15 protein-coding genes are annotated in these 16,624 nt (G+C 49.6%); 1 reads left to right on the top strand and 14 read right to left on the bottom strand.

Annotated features, from left to right (window positions below):
* Positions 1-1,051: 1,051 nt before the first annotated feature.
* The 13 genes from IEX98_RS23520 to cymR form a co-directional block, all read right to left on the bottom strand.
* Positions 1,052-2,314, bottom strand: coding sequence for a peptidase U32 family protein (locus IEX98_RS23520; RefSeq protein WP_188892172.1), 1,263 nt, complete (start codon positions 2,312-2,314; stop codon positions 1,052-1,054).
* 24 nt (positions 2,315-2,338) lie between these two features.
* Positions 2,339-3,271, bottom strand: coding sequence for a peptidase U32 family protein (locus IEX98_RS23515; RefSeq protein WP_188892104.1), 933 nt, complete (start codon positions 3,269-3,271; stop codon positions 2,339-2,341).
* Positions 3,272-3,285: 14 nt separating this feature from the next.
* Positions 3,286-4,377 carry an endolytic transglycosylase MltG gene (gene mltG, locus IEX98_RS23510; protein WP_374705377.1) on the bottom strand — a complete coding sequence of 364 codons (1,092 nt, stop codon included), beginning with the start codon at positions 4,375-4,377 and terminating at the stop codon, positions 3,286-3,288.
* Between the two features lie 128 nt (positions 4,378-4,505).
* Positions 4,506-4,814 (bottom strand): DUF1292 domain-containing protein, encoded by a 309-nt coding sequence (locus IEX98_RS23505; protein WP_042164603.1) that lies wholly within the window; start codon positions 4,812-4,814, stop codon positions 4,506-4,508.
* Positions 4,814-5,110: a DUF1292 domain-containing protein gene (locus IEX98_RS23500; protein WP_188892102.1), complete on the bottom strand. Its 297-nt coding sequence runs from the start codon at positions 5,108-5,110 to the stop codon at positions 4,814-4,816. The genes IEX98_RS23505 and IEX98_RS23500 overlap by 1 nt, the downstream gene beginning before the upstream one ends.
* A gap of 8 nt (positions 5,111-5,118) precedes the next feature.
* Positions 5,119-5,535, bottom strand: coding sequence for a Holliday junction resolvase RuvX (gene ruvX / locus IEX98_RS23495; RefSeq protein WP_042164607.1), 417 nt, complete (start codon positions 5,533-5,535; stop codon positions 5,119-5,121).
* Between the two features lie 21 nt (positions 5,536-5,556).
* The gene (locus IEX98_RS23490; protein ID WP_188892100.1) at positions 5,557-5,817 is read right to left on the bottom strand and encodes an IreB family regulatory phosphoprotein; all 261 of its coding nucleotides are present in this window, start codon (positions 5,815-5,817) and stop codon (positions 5,557-5,559) included.
* 50 nt (positions 5,818-5,867) lie between these two features.
* Positions 5,868-8,501, bottom strand: coding sequence for an alanine--tRNA ligase (alaS, locus tag IEX98_RS23485; protein WP_188892098.1), 2,634 nt, complete (start codon positions 8,499-8,501; stop codon positions 5,868-5,870).
* 361 nt (positions 8,502-8,862) lie between these two features.
* Positions 8,863-9,933: an AI-2E family transporter gene (locus IEX98_RS23480; RefSeq protein WP_188892095.1), complete on the bottom strand. Its 1,071-nt coding sequence runs from the start codon at positions 9,931-9,933 to the stop codon at positions 8,863-8,865.
* Between the two features lie 1,407 nt (positions 9,934-11,340).
* Positions 11,341-11,538 carry a hypothetical protein gene (locus IEX98_RS23475; RefSeq protein ID WP_042164616.1) on the bottom strand — a complete coding sequence of 66 codons (198 nt, stop codon included), beginning with the start codon at positions 11,536-11,538 and terminating at the stop codon, positions 11,341-11,343.
* A 3-nt stretch (positions 11,539-11,541) separates the two neighbouring features.
* On the bottom strand, positions 11,542-12,087 hold the full coding sequence (locus IEX98_RS23470; RefSeq protein ID WP_188892093.1) for a PRC-barrel domain-containing protein: 546 nt from the start codon (positions 12,085-12,087) through the stop codon (positions 11,542-11,544).
* A gap of 18 nt (positions 12,088-12,105) precedes the next feature.
* A complete protein-coding gene (locus tag IEX98_RS23465) occupies positions 12,106-13,260 on the bottom strand; it encodes a cysteine desulfurase family protein (protein WP_188892091.1) in 1,155 nt (384 codons plus the stop codon).
* Between the two features lie 18 nt (positions 13,261-13,278).
* The gene (gene cymR / locus IEX98_RS23460; protein WP_188892089.1) at positions 13,279-13,698 is read right to left on the bottom strand and encodes a cysteine metabolism transcriptional regulator CymR; all 420 of its coding nucleotides are present in this window, start codon (positions 13,696-13,698) and stop codon (positions 13,279-13,281) included.
* Between the two features lie 239 nt (positions 13,699-13,937).
* Between cymR and mnmA the strand changes: the two genes are divergently transcribed.
* Positions 13,938-15,077: a tRNA 2-thiouridine(34) synthase MnmA gene (mnmA, locus tag IEX98_RS23455; protein WP_188892087.1), complete on the top strand. Its 1,140-nt coding sequence runs from the start codon at positions 13,938-13,940 to the stop codon at positions 15,075-15,077.
* 136 nt (positions 15,078-15,213) lie between these two features.
* On the opposite strand, the gene IEX98_RS23450 is transcribed toward mnmA, so the two are convergent.
* Entirely contained in the window at positions 15,214-16,596 is a 1,383-nt protein-coding gene (locus IEX98_RS23450) for a hemolysin family protein (protein WP_229692352.1), read from the bottom strand.
* Positions 16,597-16,624 lie beyond the last annotated feature (28 nt).

Genomic DNA, 16,624 nt, shown 5'->3' with positions numbered 1-16,624 from the left:
GGGATCGCTGCGCGTTTCGGTTCATGCTGCCGTTCTTGATTCCATTGGCCCATCGCTTTCACGATAGTAATGGATAGCATCTGCAAAATGCCAGCCTGAACTCGAATCGCTCCGCTCTCCCTACTCGCAAACCACACAAACATTAACAATGTGTGGGGATCGCACACGCCGGGATCGCTGCGCGTTTCGGTTCATGCTGCCGTTCTTGATTCCATTGGCCCATCGCTTTCACGATAGTAATGGATAGAATCTGCAAAATGTCAGAATGAACTCGAACCGCTCCGCTCTCCCTGCTCGCAAACCACACAAACATTAACAATGTGTGGGGATCGCATACGCCGGGATCGCTGCACGTTTCGGTTCATGCTGCCGTTCTTGATTCCATTGACCCATCGCTTTCACGATAGTAATGGATAGCATCTGCAAAATGTCAGAATGAACTCGAACCGCTCCGCTCTCCCTACTCGCATCACACAGTTCATACAGCGAATACAAAGAAAAATATCATTGAATCACGAAGCTACAATTGTTTGCCGCTAGCAGAAGTTTCAGAATGAAACTACACGACGACGAAGAAGCAAAAATAGAGACTTCAACTGATCAAAATGTAAAAGTGCAGGTTGTCAGCCGAAATTTCGGCGATTTATCGCTTCAAAATGCAAATGTGCAGGTTGATCGTCCTAAAAAGCGCCGAAAGGTCCATATAGAGTGATTTCAAATGTACTTTTGCATTTTGATAGCTGTTTTAAGCCACTTTGAGGGTAATCAACATGCACTTTTACATTTTGTTAGAGATTCAGCACATGAAGTTAGTAAGAGAAAGGTAGTTAAAGCCTTGTATCACGCCGCTTATATCACCAGTTAGCGAGAGGAGGAGTTTAGCCCGAATCCTCATCAGAAAAGTGTGGCCCTTTAGCTGCTTTTTAGCGCAGAAAAATTGGCTAATCCCTTACATCTCGCAAAATCCATCAGTTAGCGAGAAGAGATTAGCCAGAGCTTTCAGCAAAGCAAAACGATATCTATATTTGAGAGGCATTAACCTCTCTCAACCTTACTTTTTAGAAATCTTTTTGCGCATCAGGTCCATTGGCTTCACTGGTTGCGCCGTCTGTATGCGAATCAACTGCAGTGGGTGGCGGGCTGCGTCCAGGGAATTGCCTTCGGAATCGGTAATTTCGCCGACCGTTTGTTTAAAGAATCGGCCGCCGGGTCCTACGAACTCGACTTCCTGCCCTGGCTTGAAGTGGTTCCGCTGCTGAATCACCGCGACACCGCTCGCCTCGTCGTATTCCAGCACGACGCCTGCAAAATCATAAGGCGCAGCCTTCTCTTCCGGCTCGTAAATATGATCCTCCGCCCCCGGAGTATCCAGGAAAAAGCCGGTATTCAGCGGACGGTTAGCCGCCTTATTGATCTCCTCCACCCATTCCGGCTTCAATACGTAGCCTTCCGGGTCTTCGAAATACGAATCGATCGCCTGGCGATAAGCGTTGACGACAGTCGCGACATAATGAAGACTTTTCATCCGGCCCTCGATTTTGAAGCTGTCCACGCCAACTTCGATCAGTTCCGGCATATAGTCGATCATGCACAAATCTTTGGAGCCCATCGTGAACGGATCGGCCTCCTCATCATAGAGCTGCTCTTCGTCGACATGCAGATCGTATTTCCATCGGCAGGACTGGCAGCAGCCGCCACGGTTGGAATCCCGATCGGTAAAATGATTACTCAATACGCATCTTCCGGAGAAGGAGGAGCACATTGCGCCATGTATAAACGCCTCGATCTCGATATCGACACGTGATTTGATTTCAGCAATCTCCGCAAAGCTCGTCTCGCGTCCAAGTACGACACGGGGCAAGCCCTCCTCTTTCCAAAACTGAACAGCCTGCCAGTTCAATGTGGATTGCTGCGTGCTCAGATGCACTTCAAGACCTGGTGCCACCCGCTGCGCTGTCTCGATGATGATGGGGTCCGCCGCGATAATCGCTGCGATGCCAACCTCTTCAAGCTTTTGCAAGTAATACTCCAGCCCATCAATATCCTCATCATGAGCATAGATGTTGGTGGCGACAAAAACTTTGGAACCGTATGTTTTGGCGAATTCGACGCCTTCCTTCATTTCCTCAAAGCTGAAATTGCCGGCATTGGAACGGAGGCCGTACTTTTGTCCGCCGATATAGACCGCGTCCGCCCCATAATGGACGGCAAACTTCAGCTTCTCCAGATTGCCCGCCGGCGCGAGCAGCTCGGGACGGTCAAGCCGGTGTCTTTTCCCCTTGTAACGCGGTATCGTTTGCTCTGCTGTTGTCATCATTGCTGCACACCTCCTGATCCATTAATACACTTGCTCTTTGTAAAAGAAACCATAGCTTAGCTCACGGTTCGGGTCCTGCACCGCTTTAATATCGTCCAGCCACTCCTCCTGAAAAGCATAAGCTTCAGGATCAGCCATATAAGCATCGATCGCCTGGCGATAAGCCCGGACAACGGCTTCGTTGTATTCGATAGACTTCATTACGCCTTCAATCTTCAAACTATCAACCCCGACCTCCAGAAGCTCGTGTACATTTTCCAGCATGCACAGATCGTCGGAGCTCATAATATGCGTGCCGTTCGCATCCTCGTATATCGGATATCGTTCACCTGGACGCTCATCTTCGGTTAAATATAGCCCCCGGTGCTGATCCAACTGATCAAGCCGTCCCGTATCCTGCTGATGGTCGAGGTAGCTGTTGACGAGAGAGCGTTTGGAGTGATAAATGTTCGTAATCCCGTGAACCTGCACCTCAAGCTGCAGCTTCGTCGCCGATTTCATCTCGATAATCTGATCCATATTCAGCTCGCGGGCAAGCACGAAACGGGTAGCGCCTCTCTTGCCCCAATACTCGGCGGTCCGATAATTGGTCGACGTCATTTCCGCATTCCAGTGCAGCGGAATATGAGGCGCTTCGGCACGAACCGCCATCAATACGGCCGGGTCGCCAAAGACGATCCCGTTGACGCCAGCTTCAGACAGACTCCGGACATAACCTGGCAGTGAATCCAGTACGCTATTGTCCATCAGATTGTTCAACGACACATAAATGTTGACGCCTCGGGGCGAAGCAAGCTTAACAGCTTCCGCTATCGCCGCAGGGTCAAAATCACCGCCCAGACGCATGCCATAACGGGCTTCCCCGATGACAAAGGCGTTGGCACCAGCGTCCATTAATCGCTTCAACTCTTCGATGGAGCCGGCTGTCGTCAGCAATTCAGGCTTGTAAGTCATGGCCTTTACTCTCCTTACTTAGCAGTCTTGTTGCTTTTCTCGATGTTACGCAAATGTTCTTTATAGGTAACGGCAAACAAATGAGTTTGCGAGCCGTCTTTTTTCGTCACGTAATAGTAATAGTCGGTCTTTTCCGGATAAAGTGCAGCTTGAATGGACGCCAGACTCGGATTCGCAATGGGACCCGGCGGCAAGCCATTTACTTTGTACGTGTTATACGGGCTCTCTACCTGCAAGTCTTTCTCCATCAGTCTTTCCTTCGGCTTATCAAGCAAATATTGAACCGTTGCATCAATTTGCAGCGGCATCCCTTTCGCCAGCCGATTGCTGATAATTCCGGAGACGACTGCCCGTTCTTCTTTCACCACAACTTCCCGCTCCACGAGCGATGCAATGGTCAGCAGCTGATGCAGCGTCAGCTTCCGTTCCGCAAGTACATCTTCCCAGTCCTCAGGCAGCTGAGAAAGCTTGTTGTCCAGCTCTGAGATCATACGCTGCAAAATATCAGCCTCCGTACTGCCGATCTTAAGCTCATACGTTTCAGGGAATAAATATCCTTCCAGCCGGTGATGCAGCTTGGTGTCAGCCGGTATGGAACGAACCGCTTCCGCATCGCCCCATGCCGTTTGCTTCTCAGCAAGATCCATGAAGACGGTTTTGTCGATCAGCTTATCTTGGGACAGTTTGTCCGCGATTTGGAGCAAAGTAAAGCCCTCAGGAATTGTAAACTTAATCGTTTTCTCGGCAACGGTCTCCCCGCTGTTCAGCTTGGCGATAATTTCGTCGTTCTTCATACCAGGTTTCAACTCATAGATGCCAGCTTGAAAACGGGAACCTTCTTTTTTTAGCTTTAAGTAATATTTAAACAGAAAGGAATTTTTAATGATGCCCTGTTCCTCCAGCACATCGGCTACTGCAAATGCTGAAGAACCCTTTTTAACTTCAATTTCCTTTACATCGCCGGCAGACGTTGGCTTAAGACCTGTCCATATATAGAGAAATACGCTGCCTGCACCAATGAGCATAATACTTAGCAAACTAATAATGACCCACATCGCGATGCGTGCCGGTCTTGGTCCGGATGAAGAACGTGCGGATTGATTCAACCTAAGCTTCCTCCCAAACGACGGTATTTTAATTCATTACTAGTACTTATTGATCTTTATTCCGCGAAAAAGAGCGGTGTGAGCCGCTCTTCGTCACTAGCTATCCTATTGTCAGGACTTCCGGCTCCTTAAGGCATTTCGTCGCCTGCAAAAAGCAGGTCATCGTAAGCCTCAGCCGCAAGCTCCCATTCCTCGTCATCTTCGATCGTCTCCAGCTGCGGTTCGCCGCTGTCTGACAAAATGACGCGGAACAACTCGACTTCCTGTTCTTTTGCCATCGCAGCCGATTGCAGCGAGGCATAGACATGAGGTCCAAGTTGAAATTCGGCCTTGATCTCATACACTTCCGGGCGGCCGTCTTCAGCAACAAGCTCAATCTCGTTGCCAAACGTTTCCTTCAACCGTTCCAGAGGTACAGGGACGAGATTGTCATTCATTAATTCTCTTCCTCCATCTCGCCAAGCAGCGTATTAAACGTCTCCTCAACGATGTTCCATTCTTCCTCGTCTTCGATCGTATACAGCTTCAGATCGTCGCCGTCTTCCTCGTAACGGAAAGCATAGACTTCGTCTTCCTCTTCATTCTCTCCAGAGAGCGGAACAACCATCATATATTTCGAATCAGAGCCGTCCACTTCGAACTTCATGATGACTTCGAATTCTTCTTCGTTGCCGTCTTCATCCGGAATATAAATGATTTCCGGTTCTTCGAACTGCATGTCATCCTTTGTCATCTTAACCCTCACCTTTTCGTTTTAGAATCGAGATAATTTTGCAAAATGAGCGTAGCCGCCATTTTGTCCACGACAAGCTTCCGCTTTTTCCGGCTAACGTCCGCTTCAATCAACGTTCGTTCAGCGGATACAGTCGTCAGCCGTTCATCCCAAAGGTGAACAGGCAAGTTCAACCGCGTCTGCAACTGCTCTGCGAATGCAATGCTTATTTCGCCGCGCGGCCCGATCGTATTGTTCATATTTTTCGGCAGCCCCACGACGATTTCCGTTACTTCATATTCTTTCACCAGCTCAGCGATCCGCTCCACCTCGCCGCCGTCTCTGCGCTTGTGAACCACTTCTTTCCCCTGCGCAGTCCAGCCGAACGCGTCGCTAATCGCGACGCCGATGTTGCGGTCGCCGTAATCCAATCCCATTGTCCTCATCGCTATGAACCGGCTCCCGACTTATTTCTTATTGTTCAAATAGAACCGGACAAGCTCCTCAATGAGTTCATCGCGTTCTTTTTTGCGAATTAAGCTTCTGGCGTTGTTATGCCGTGGAATATAAGCGGGATCTCCGGACAGCAAGTACCCTACAATCTGATTGATCGGATTATACTCCTTCTCCAGAAGCGCTTCATGCACCGTCAGCAAAATGTCTTGTGAGGAAGATTCTACGTCCTCCCCCTTTACACTAAACTTCATCGTTTTGTCCATGGAACTCATCGCCAGCACCTCGCTTTCATCCGCAGTTCTTTTTCCAAATTACAATATTATCATATCACATTTGATTGGGCTAGAACCAGTTCTTCCGCAAGTTTCAGCGCTTCTTCCAGTTTCGAAGCGTCCTTGCCCCCTGCTTGGGCCATATCCGGACGCCCGCCGCCGCTGCCTCCGCAGTGAACCGCAGCCTCTTTGATGATCTTGCCCGCATGGTAGCCTTTCTTCACCAAATCAGCCGATACCGCCGCTACGAGATTGACTTTGTCCTCTTGAACAGCGCCAAGCACAATGACTGCCGATGGCAGTTTCAGCTTCAGCTCGTCCGCGATGCCGCGAAGTGCATCCATAGAAGGCGCGCTAACTTTTGCAGCCAATACGGTAACTTCGCCAACTGTTTTCGCCTGATCCTCGAGGGAGCCCGCTTCAATCCGGCTCAGCTTCGCTTGGAGTGACTCATTCTCGCGTCCCAGCTCCTTCACTTGACCGAACAGCGCTTCAATCCGTTTCGGAACGTCATTGGCATTGGACTTCAGCAGGCTTGATGCTTGCTTCAGCAGGTCCAACTGTCCTTCCATGTAGCTGTAAGCATGACGGCCAGTTACCGCTTCGATCCGGCGAACGCCCGATCCGATGCCGCTTTCGCCAAGCAGCTTGAACAGTCCGATTTGTGAAGTGTTCGCTACGTGACAGCCGCCGCACAGCTCAATGCTGTACTTGCCGACTTGTACGACACGAACGACATCGCCGTATTTCTCACCGAACAGAGCCATCGCTCCCATTGCTTTTGCATCAGCAATCGCTTTGCTTTCGATGACAACACCCGTACCGAGCCATACTTGCTCGTTAACGCGGCGTTCGATTTCTGTCAGTTCCTCCGGCGTAATGCTGCCAAAGTGGGAGAAGTCAAAGCGGAGACGATCGGCTTCAACCAGCGAGCCCGCTTGATTGACATGATCGCCGAGTACTTCTTTGAGCGCTTTATGGAGCAAATGAGTTGCCGTATGGTTTTTAATAATATCCTCACGAACAGAACGCGCTACTGTCGCTTCTACCTTTTCGCCTGTGCGAACCGTACCCGATACGACCACTGCATGATGAACGTTTTGTCCATGAGGCGCTTTGGTCACATCTTCTACCTGCAGCTCGAAGCCTTTGCCGGTAATGGTACCGCGGTCACCGATTTGGCCGCCGCTCTCCGCATAGAACGGAGTTCGGTCCAGCAGTACGAGAACCTTGCTGCCTTCACCTGCAAGATCAACCAGAGCATCGTCGATTACGATTGCCGTGATCGCAGACTCTGTTACGAGTTCATTATAGCCAACAAACTCGCTTTTAACCGTTAATTCGCCAAGCGGACCGCCTTGAACCTTCATGCTGCCCGTATCCTGACGAGCGGCGCGAGCCCGTTCCCGCTGTCCTTCCATCGCCGCATCAAAGCCTGCGCGATCAACCGTTAGACCGTTCTCGGAAGCAAAGTCCTCCGTCAAGTCAAACGGGAAGCCATATGTGTCGTACAGTTTAAAAGCATCGTCGCCGTTGATTTCCGTTGAACCGGCTTTACGAGCGGCTTCAACCAGCTCTGACAACATCGTCAAGCCGTCCGACAGCGTCTCATGGAACCGTTCTTCCTCGGTGCGGATGACGCGCTCGATGAACTCGCGTTTTTCTACCACTTCCGGATAGTAGACGCCCATCACTTCGCCAACTGTAGAGGTCAGCTCGTACAGGAACGGACGGTCGATACCGATCGTTTTTCCGTAACGGACTGCACGGCGGAGCAAACGGCGGATGATGTAGCCCCGGCCTTCGTTCGAAGGCATTACACCGTCGCCAACAGCGAAAGCAACAGTCCGGATATGGTCGGCAATTACTTTGAGCGCAACGTCATGCTCTTCATTGACGTGGTATTTAACGCCAGCAATGCTGCAAGTTTGCTCAATAATCGGTACGAACAAGTCCGTATCGAAGTTGGAATCGACATCTTGAAGGATGGAAGCGAAACGCTCCAAGCCTGCGCCTGTATCGATGTTTTTGTTCGGAAGCGGCGTGTAACTGCCGTCTTTATTATGGTTGAATTGCGAGAATACGAGGTTCCATACTTCGAGGAAACGCTCGTTCTCTCCGCCTGGCCAGCATTCAGGATCATTCAGATCGCCGTATTTGTCGCCGCGGTCATAGAAAATTTCGGTACAAGGGCCGCATGGGCCTTCGCCGATATCCCAGAAATTCTCTTCCAGCTTGTAGATACGCTCCAGCGGCACGCCGATTTTCTCATTCCAGAACTTCAGCGCTTCCTCGTCTTCGGTATATACCGTAACCGACAAACGCTCCGGATCGAAGCCGATCCACTCTTTGCCCGTCAGAAACTCCCAAGCCCAAGTGATCGCTTCTTCTTTGAAGTAATCGCCGATGGAAAAGTTGCCGAGCATTTCGAAAAACGTATGGTGACGGCGCGTTTTGCCGACGTTCTCGATATCATTGGTACGAATACACTTTTGCGAGTTCGTAATGCGCGGATTTTCAGGAATAACGCGGCCGTCAAAATAAGCTTTCAGCGGTGCCATGCCTGCATTGATCCACAGAAGCGACGGATCGTTGTGCGGAACGAGCGATGCGCTTGGCTCGATTTTATGGCCTTTGCTTTCGAAAAATGCCAGCCATTTGGAACGGATTTCACTAGCTTTCATTGTTGATACGCCTCCATTGTGTTCGAATTTTTTGTTCGCAAATGCGAATGAAAACATAAAAAAGCCCCTGTCAGAGACAGGGACGAATTCACGATCGCGGTACCACCCTGGTTATCGCTCCGCCAGATCTGCAATGTGTTATGCAAATGGGCCAATGAGCAATCGCCTTATATGGACGTTAACGGATCCACCCGGTGAAGTTTGTTCACACTCCGAAATTAGCTTCGGCCGTTCTTCGCCATAAGAGCTTTCTCAGCCATCGCCTGAACAGGCGAAGAAGCTCTCTCTCTAGTTGACGGGCTGCGGCTTACTTCTTTTTCATCAACGTTTGTATAAAGTATATCGGCCGTTATGGCCGCTGTCAAATAATCTTTCTGCGCACGTAGTATGCGAATATATGCTGAACGACTACCTTTAAAGCGGCGAATATCGGCACGGCCAAAATCATCCCGACAACGCCTGCAATCTCCCCTCCCACAAGCAATGCGAAAATGATCGAGAGCGGGTGCATATGGAGCGTTCTTCCTACTACCTGAGGCGAAACAACGTTGCTCTCGAGAATTTGGCAAATGACGTTGACGACCGCCACAAGTATGACCAGCTTAATGGAAACGGTAGACGCCACAAGTATTGCCGGAGCAGCGCCGAAAAACGGCCCCAGGTAAGGAATGATGTTCGTCACCGCCACGACAGAAGCGAGAAGAAGCGGATACGGCAGGTCGATAATCGTATAGCCGATGTAAGCCAGGATGCCAACGATCGCACAGACGATGAACTGCCCCCGAATATAGCTCCCTAGAGCCGAATCGATATCTTTCAACAATCTGACGGCGTTTTTACGATGAGCTTTCGGTACATACGTAATGACCGTTCGTTCGAATAGATCAAAATCCTTTAATATGTAAAAGGCTAAAAAAGGAATAATGAACGCGATAAACAGAGCGCTAACGACGGAACCAATATTATTGACGAAATGGATTAGCGTTTCGGATAGCTTTTTCTCCATATGGATGAGCGATTTATTGATTCCATCCCGGAAGCTCTCTGGCAGGAAGGAAGAATTGTTCATGTCTGTGACAAGGTTCTGAGCCCGCATGGTTAAATCCGGCACATGATGGTTAAGCTCCTGCACCTGCTCGACGAACATCGGAATGACGTTAACCAGCACAACTGCAAGTCCCGCGCAAAATACAGCATAGATCAGCAAAACGGCGATGGTACGCGGCACTTTCCTCGCATGCAGCATGGAAACTACAGGATTGAGGACGTAAGAAATGATCATAGCGATCAGAAACGGAGCGAGTATCGCTTTAAAAAATACATACAGATGTATAATGATCGGTTTGACGAGCAGCAGCAAATATAAGGCCAGCAATCCAAGTATCAAATAAACAAGCCAAACGAACAGACGGCTTTTCGTAAACCGTTCCATCGCCTGCACCCCCCGCACTTTCGGATAACCCCTCCCGGGGACGGTCGCGATTACGGCTGCGGGCCGCATCTGATACAGTATATGTACAAGCGGGGAGCTTCATCCATCTGGGTGGTGAAAAGCGGACTTGTAACGTTCGCGCAGTTGAGCGGGAGGTCCCAACACCTGCATGCGTTACCGCCGGGGTCGCTGCGTGTTTCGGTTCGTGCCGCCATTCTTGATTCTATTTCTCCATCGCTTAAGCGATTATGAAAAAGTCGAATCTTCAAAAAGTCTACCCGAACTCGAAACTCTCCTCTCTCCCTTCTTCGGGACACATCAAGGTCGCTGCGTGTTTCGGTTCGTGCCGCCATTCTTGATTCTATTTCTCCATCGCTTACCCGATTATGAATAAGTCGAATTTTCAAAAAGTCTGCCCGAACTCGAAACTCTCCGCTCACCCTCGCTTCTGAACACATCAGGGTCGCTGCGTGTTTCGGTTCATGCTGCCATTCTTGATTCTATTTCTACATCGCTTACCCGATTATGAATAAGTCGAATCTTCAAAAAGTCTGCCCGAACTCGAAACTCTCCGCTCACCTTCGCTTCCTGTCTGCTCTTATCAACCAACTAAGGAAGTCTGATGATACGCGATATTCGGTACGCTAAAGTGATCATCAAGGTTTTTTACTTATTTGGTTGATGCGATGTCTAAGCTATGTATGCGGGTTCGGGTTCGGCTTTCCTTTTCGTCACCCTTACTTATTAGTGAAGCGACTTCGCAATTTAACGGAGGAAAGTTCATTAATTAGTCAACGAATCGGCGTGTTTTGGAGCTTTTGGGAGCAATAGAGGAAGTTTTTTCTCTGTTGAGAAAACGATGTACACTATAGAGTAAATTTATGCGCTACATCCTTTACGACCCTCTTTTGCCACCATTTAGAGAAATTTACTACGTTCATTAGCGAACTTGCTTCGCTATTGACCCATTGACGGACAACTAGAGATAGTAATTAGTTACTTTATAACAGAGTAATTGATCATTCAGCGATCCATTAGACGATATAGCTGCTCTGAAGTAATCCAGCCAGAACTTACAGCAGATTGGTTCGCCTGTGGGTCACCCACACTTATTAGCGAAGCTACTTCGCAATTTAACGGAGGAAAGTTCATTAATTAGTCAACGAATCGGCGTGTTTTGGGGCTTTTGGGAGCAATAGAGGAAGTTTTTTCGCTGTTGAGAAAACGATGTACACTATAGAGTAAATTTATGCGCTGCAGCCCCCACGCCCCTCTTTTTCCACCATTTAGAGAAATTTACTACGTTCATTAGCGAACCAGCTTCGCTAATTACGCCGATTCCCTTGCGATAAACAACAAAAAAACGCTCCCTAGTCAGGGAGCGTAACTTCATCATGCATATGCCATTTAATTGGCATGGATTTGCGGCATTTCTTCCTCGAAGAACAAGTCGTCGAGAGAGCTTAGCGTGCCATCCTCTTCCACCTGGTAGACCGACATTTTCTCACCGTTCACTGTCAGCTCAATGAAGCAGCCCCAGCAATAAAATTGATGGGAACCGATTTTACCAATATCTTTGGAATTGCAATTGGGACATCTCATCATCTTTCATTTCTCCCTATATTCTGAATTGGAAGCTGCGACAGGCTCCAATTCCGCTTCACTGACAGCAGGAACAATAATCGCGTCTTCCCCGAGCAGCACGGCCTCCGGATCTTCCGGGGCTCTAAGCCATTTGCGCCCTTCCATCAGATCCGATATAAAACCATCCGTAAGCTCATAGCCTACTATTTGTGTACCCTGAAACGGGTAAAAATAAACATCGGACACTCGTCCAAGCTGCAAGCCTTGAACGGTTACGACCGGCAAATCTTTAAGTTTTACGACTCCGGTCTCGAAGGATCTTAGAATTTCAGCCGATTTCACCGGCTTCACCGCTTCTTCTCCAGAGATAAGCACCGCGTCCTCGCCGCAGGTCAGCACATCCGACCATTTGACTGCCAGCACGGCCGATCCGAACCATTTGGCGTTCGAGAGAACCAGGCCGAGCAGCTTCCAATGCTCATCAAACCATGCATCCCTTACCACACCGGCATGTTTGCCGGAATGAATGACGATGACCGGAAGTCCGATTAGTTGTTGAAGTTTGATCACGCTGCGTTCGGAGGCCTCCTAGACGTTAGTACGGATACGAGCGGAAATCGTTTCAACGATTTTCGCAGCGTCTTCCAGTTCCTCCACAGTATTCCCCAAACCGAAGCTAAACCGAACAGCGGAATTCAATCTTTCTTCAGGCAAATCCATTGCACGAAGCACATGGGACCGCTCCAACGCGCCCGACGTGCAGGCGGAACCGCTAGATGCGGCTATACCAGCCAGATCGAGACTCATTAGCATCGTCTCTGTATCAATCCCGATAAAGCTGAGATTGACGATATGCGGCAGTCCGTCTGCCTCATCGCCGTTGACGATGATTTCAACGTCTGGCATAGCAGCTTTCAGCCGCCCTATCCACTCCTTACGAAGCTTGTCCATCAAAAGTTGCTTTTCGGCACGATTGTTCACACAAATGTCAACAGCTTTAGCGAAACCGGCAATGCCGGCGACGTTTTCCGTCCCTGCTCTCCGCTTTCGCTCCTGTGATCCGCCGTGTGCAATTGGCTCAAACGGTGTACCGTTCGCAATATAAAGCGCGCCTATCCCTTGCGGGCCGTTAATTTTATGAGCGGAAAAGCTCATGAAATCGACGGGAATCTGCTGCAGCCGATAGTCCAGCAACCCAAAGGATTGTACCGCATCAACGTGAAAAAGCACGCCTTGTGCTTTCGCAACAGCTCCAATCGCCTCGATCGGATTCAGCGTGCCTACTTCATTGTTCCCGTGCATAATCGTAATCAGACCGGTTTCCGGCGTAATCGCAGCCGCAACATCCTCCGGCGACACCTTACCTGTACCGTCGACGGGTAAGTAAGTGACGCTGAAGCCTTCGCGGCTCAAAAATTCACATGTATGAAGAACCGCATGATGCTCAGCAGTTGATGTAATAATATGGTTTTTCCCGTTTTTTCTCATCGCCATGGCTGCTCCGATGATGGCAGCGTTGTCGCTTTCCGTTCCACCGGAAGTAAATACCAGCTCGGTCGGCTTGCAGCCCAGAGCGGCCGCAATCGTATCGCGGGCGCGGCTTACTTGCAGCTTCGCTTCGCGGCCGAAAGCATGCATGCTGGACGGATTGCCGCCAGCTCCTTGCATAATCGCCAGCATCACTTTAGCGACTTCCGGATGCATGGGCGTTGTCGCCGCATGGTCAAAATAATAGCTTTTCATATCGCATACCTTCTTACATTAAATGTAAAACATATAATTGTCGACTTTGCCGGCATCTTGAAACGTTACAAGATCGGCAAGCGTCGTCGAATCCAGCACCTCTGCGATGCTGTCACGGATGCGCAGCCACAAATCACGTTTAGCCGGATCGTCTTCTTCCGTGAAATCAACAGGCGAAATTGGCCCTTCCAAAATACGAATAATATCTCCTGCTGTAATCGTCTCTGGCTCTTTAGACAAAATATAGCCGCCGTAAGCGCCACGAATACTTTTCACTTGACCTGCATTACGCAGAGGCGCTACCAATTGCTCCAAATAGTGCTCGGAAAGCTGGTTCCGCTCGGCAATGCTTTTGAGCGAAATCGGACCTTCTCCAAATTTAGCCGCAAGCTCCATCATAATCGTTAGACCGTAACGGCCTTTCGTCGATATTTTCATAATCTGCACCTCTCTTTGTTTAATAACTAGCTTATGTGAATGTTTCCTTGATCTCTTCGCTATAAATCATGGTATTCCCATATCACATCTATGTTAACATATTCGGCAGCGAACATGCGAGAAAAGGTTTGTGCTTCCATGAAAAAGTTTTTCTTCTATGATACAATGGTACGAGGCTCGGTTTCTGTCAAACAAACGCAACCGGCTGGAAGTTTGCAAAATAAAGGCGGTGCAACATAATGGAGCAATCGAATAAAAATACGAGAGTCGTCGTGGGCATGTCCGGCGGTGTGGACTCGTCCGTTACCGCGCTGCTGCTGAAGCAGCAAGGCTACGAAGTAATCGGCATCTTCATGAAAAACTGGGACGATACTGATGAGTTCGGCCACTGTACGGCGGAGGAAGATGCAGAGGATGTGCGCCGCGTATGCGACCAAATCGGCATTCCATACTACACGGTCAACTTTGAAAAGCAATATTTCGATAAAGTGTTTACTTACTTTCTCGATGAATATAAACGCGGCCGCACGCCAAATCCAGACGTCATGTGCAACCGGGAAATCAAGTTCGGCGATTTTCTGCAAAAGGCCAACGAGCTTGGCGCAGATTATCTCGCTACCGGACACTACGCCCGTGTGGAACGCACAGCAGACGGCGAGACGAAGCTGCTTCGCGGCGTAGACGGCAATAAGGATCAGACCTACTTCCTTAGCGCGCTCAGCCAACGCCAGCTGGCAAAAGCGATGTTCCCCATCGGTCATCTGCCTAAGCCTGAGGTTCGGCGGATTGCCGAAGAAGCCGGGCTCTATACGGCGAAGAAAAAAGACAGTACCGGTGTCTGCTTTATCGGCGAACGCAACTTCAAAACCTTTCTCGGCAGCTATCTTCCAGCTCAGCCCGGCGAGATGATTGACATTCGCAGCGGCGAGGTGAAAGGCCGTCATGACGGTTTGATGTATTACACGCTTGGTCAACGCCAAGGTTTGGGCATTGGCGGGTCCGGCAACGGCGAGCCATGGTTTGTCGCCGACAAAGATTTGGAGCGCAACATTTTGTACGTTATCCAAGGCGAAAACCACCCAAGCTTATACTCCACAGGCTTAACGGCGAGCGGCTTCAACTGGATCGCGCCTGCTAAGCCGGAACAAAGCTTCCGCTGCACAGCGAAATTCCGCTACCGTCAGCCGGACCAAGCCGTTACGGTAACTTTCGGAGCAGACGGCGAAGCGAGCGTCGTATTCGACAGCCCGCAAAAAGCCATTACGCCAGGACAAGCTGTCGTTCTATACGACGGCGATATTTGCCTCGGCGGCGGTACGATCGACAAGGTGCATAAAATCGACCCTGCCGTATACGAGCTTGCTGTCGCACAAGCTTAAATTAAACATTTTACAAGCAGCTTAACCCGTATCCGAACACAACAACGGGAACAGTCTGCTGATTAACAGAAAGGACCTCAAAATCCCACCAACCGGGAAGAGGTCCTTTTTTTCGCACGCCTATATTATAACTGAATTAATCGCTGCCGGGAGATGCATTTCCATACCGCCTTCCCCGGTCGCTATCGCTTCCATCACGACCCGCTCCGGCATTTTCACCTGTCTTCTCCACTGCAATTCGTGATATCCGCAAATGATCCGTTTCTTCGATGACAAAGACGATGCCTTCACCATAGGCGACCCGCTGCCCGCGCTGCGGCGGATTCTCAATTCGCGAATATACCCAACCGCCAATCGTATCATAATCATCGCTGTCGATATCCAATCCGAAGTAGCTGTTCACTTCCTCAATCAGCATAAGTCCGCTTATAGAAAAAGTGGAATCGTCCCGCTTCTCGATTTCCGGCCGCTCTTCATCAAATTCGTCCTGAATTTCGCCAACGATTTCTTCCATAATATCCTCCAGCGTCACAAGGCCGGAAGTGCCTCCGTACTCATCAATCAGAATGGCAATTTGCGACTTCCGCTTTTGCATCAGCTTCAATAAATTGCTAATCTGCATCGATTCGGGAACCGTCATGACCGGCCTCATCATTTGTCGAATGTCCGAGAGGGCATGGTCCGAATCCTTCAGCATATCTTTAATATGGACAAACCCGATAATATTGTCTTTCTCATTCTCGCATACCGGATAACGAGTACGCATATGCTCCAGCGCGATCGTCTTATTTTCCTCCAGCGACAGCTTCATATAGAGGCAAATCATTTCCGTGCGAGGAATCATAATTTCACGAGCCGTCGTTTCTGCAAAATCAAAAATATTGTCGACCAGCGTCAGCTCCGTATTGTCGATCAGTCCGCTTTTATGACTTTCTTTCATCAAAATCCGAATCTCTTCCTCCGTATGGGCGGATGCAAGCTCGGAGGCCGGCTCCAGTCCGAACCGCTGCAGCAGCCATCCGGCAAGCCCGTTCAGCACCCAAATAAACGGATACATCAGCTTGTAAAAGTAAACGAGCGGCAGCGCAGTCAGAAGCGTTACCTTCTCTGCCTTGCGGATCGCAACCGTCTTGGGTGCAAGCTCGCCTAGAACAATATGCAGAATCGTAATAAAGAGGAATGCTATAGCGAAGGAAACACCATGAACGAGAACGGCATTGCGGAAGCCGAGCGCATGAAACCACGGCTCGATCAAATCCTTAATCGCAGGCTCGCCGATCCAGCCAAGCCCGAGCGAAGCAAGCGTGATACCAAGCTGGCAGGCGGACAAATAAGCGTCCAGATTTGCTGTCAAATGCGTGGCAAGCTTTGCCCGCTTGTGTCCTTCAGAGGCAAGCGTGTCAATCCGGCTGCCCCTTACTTTCACCATTGCAAACTCCGCTGCTACAAAAAAACCGTTCATAAATACCAGCATCACGATAAGCGCCAACTGCCAAATGATCGGTAAAGGATCGCCCAACGATTCCTTACACTCCTTTTACAAGCCA

Source organism: Paenibacillus radicis (ex Gao et al. 2016) (assembly GCF_014641555.1).
GTDB lineage: Bacteria > Bacillota > Bacilli > Paenibacillales > Paenibacillaceae > Pristimantibacillus > Pristimantibacillus radicis.
This window is presented reverse-complemented; position numbering and strand designations above follow the sequence as displayed.

Excerpts from the sequence above, each read along its gene's own strand:
- mnmA (WP_188892087.1), top strand. The coding sequence starts at position 13,938 with ATGGAGCAATCGAATAAAAATACGAGAGTCGTCGTGGGCATGTCCGGC.
- alaS (WP_188892098.1), bottom strand. The coding sequence starts at position 8,501 with ATGAAAGCTAGTGAAATCCGTTCCAAATGGCTGGCATTTTTCGAAAGC.
- IEX98_RS23475 (WP_042164616.1), bottom strand. The coding sequence starts at position 11,538 with ATGATGAGATGTCCCAATTGCAATTCCAAAGATATTGGTAAAATCGGT.
- cymR (WP_188892089.1), bottom strand. The coding sequence starts at position 13,698 with ATGAAAATATCGACGAAAGGCCGTTACGGTCTAACGATTATGATGGAG.
- IEX98_RS23500 (WP_188892102.1), bottom strand. The coding sequence starts at position 5,110 with ATGACAAAGGATGACATGCAGTTCGAAGAACCGGAAATCATTTATATT.
- IEX98_RS23465 (WP_188892091.1), bottom strand. The coding sequence starts at position 13,260 with ATGAAAAGCTATTATTTTGACCATGCGGCGACAACGCCCATGCATCCG.
- IEX98_RS23515 (WP_188892104.1), bottom strand. The coding sequence starts at position 3,271 with ATGACTTACAAGCCTGAATTGCTGACGACAGCCGGCTCCATCGAAGAG.
- IEX98_RS23480 (WP_188892095.1), bottom strand. The coding sequence starts at position 9,933 with ATGGAACGGTTTACGAAAAGCCGTCTGTTCGTTTGGCTTGTTTATTTG.
- IEX98_RS23520 (WP_188892172.1), bottom strand. The coding sequence starts at position 2,314 with ATGACAACAGCAGAGCAAACGATACCGCGTTACAAGGGGAAAAGACAC.
- ruvX (WP_042164607.1), bottom strand. The coding sequence starts at position 5,535 with ATGAGGACAATGGGATTGGATTACGGCGACCGCAACATCGGCGTCGCG.
- IEX98_RS23490 (WP_188892100.1), bottom strand. The coding sequence starts at position 5,817 with ATGAGTTCCATGGACAAAACGATGAAGTTTAGTGTAAAGGGGGAGGAC.
- IEX98_RS23505 (WP_042164603.1), bottom strand. The coding sequence starts at position 4,814 with ATGAATGACAATCTCGTCCCTGTACCTCTGGAACGGTTGAAGGAAACG.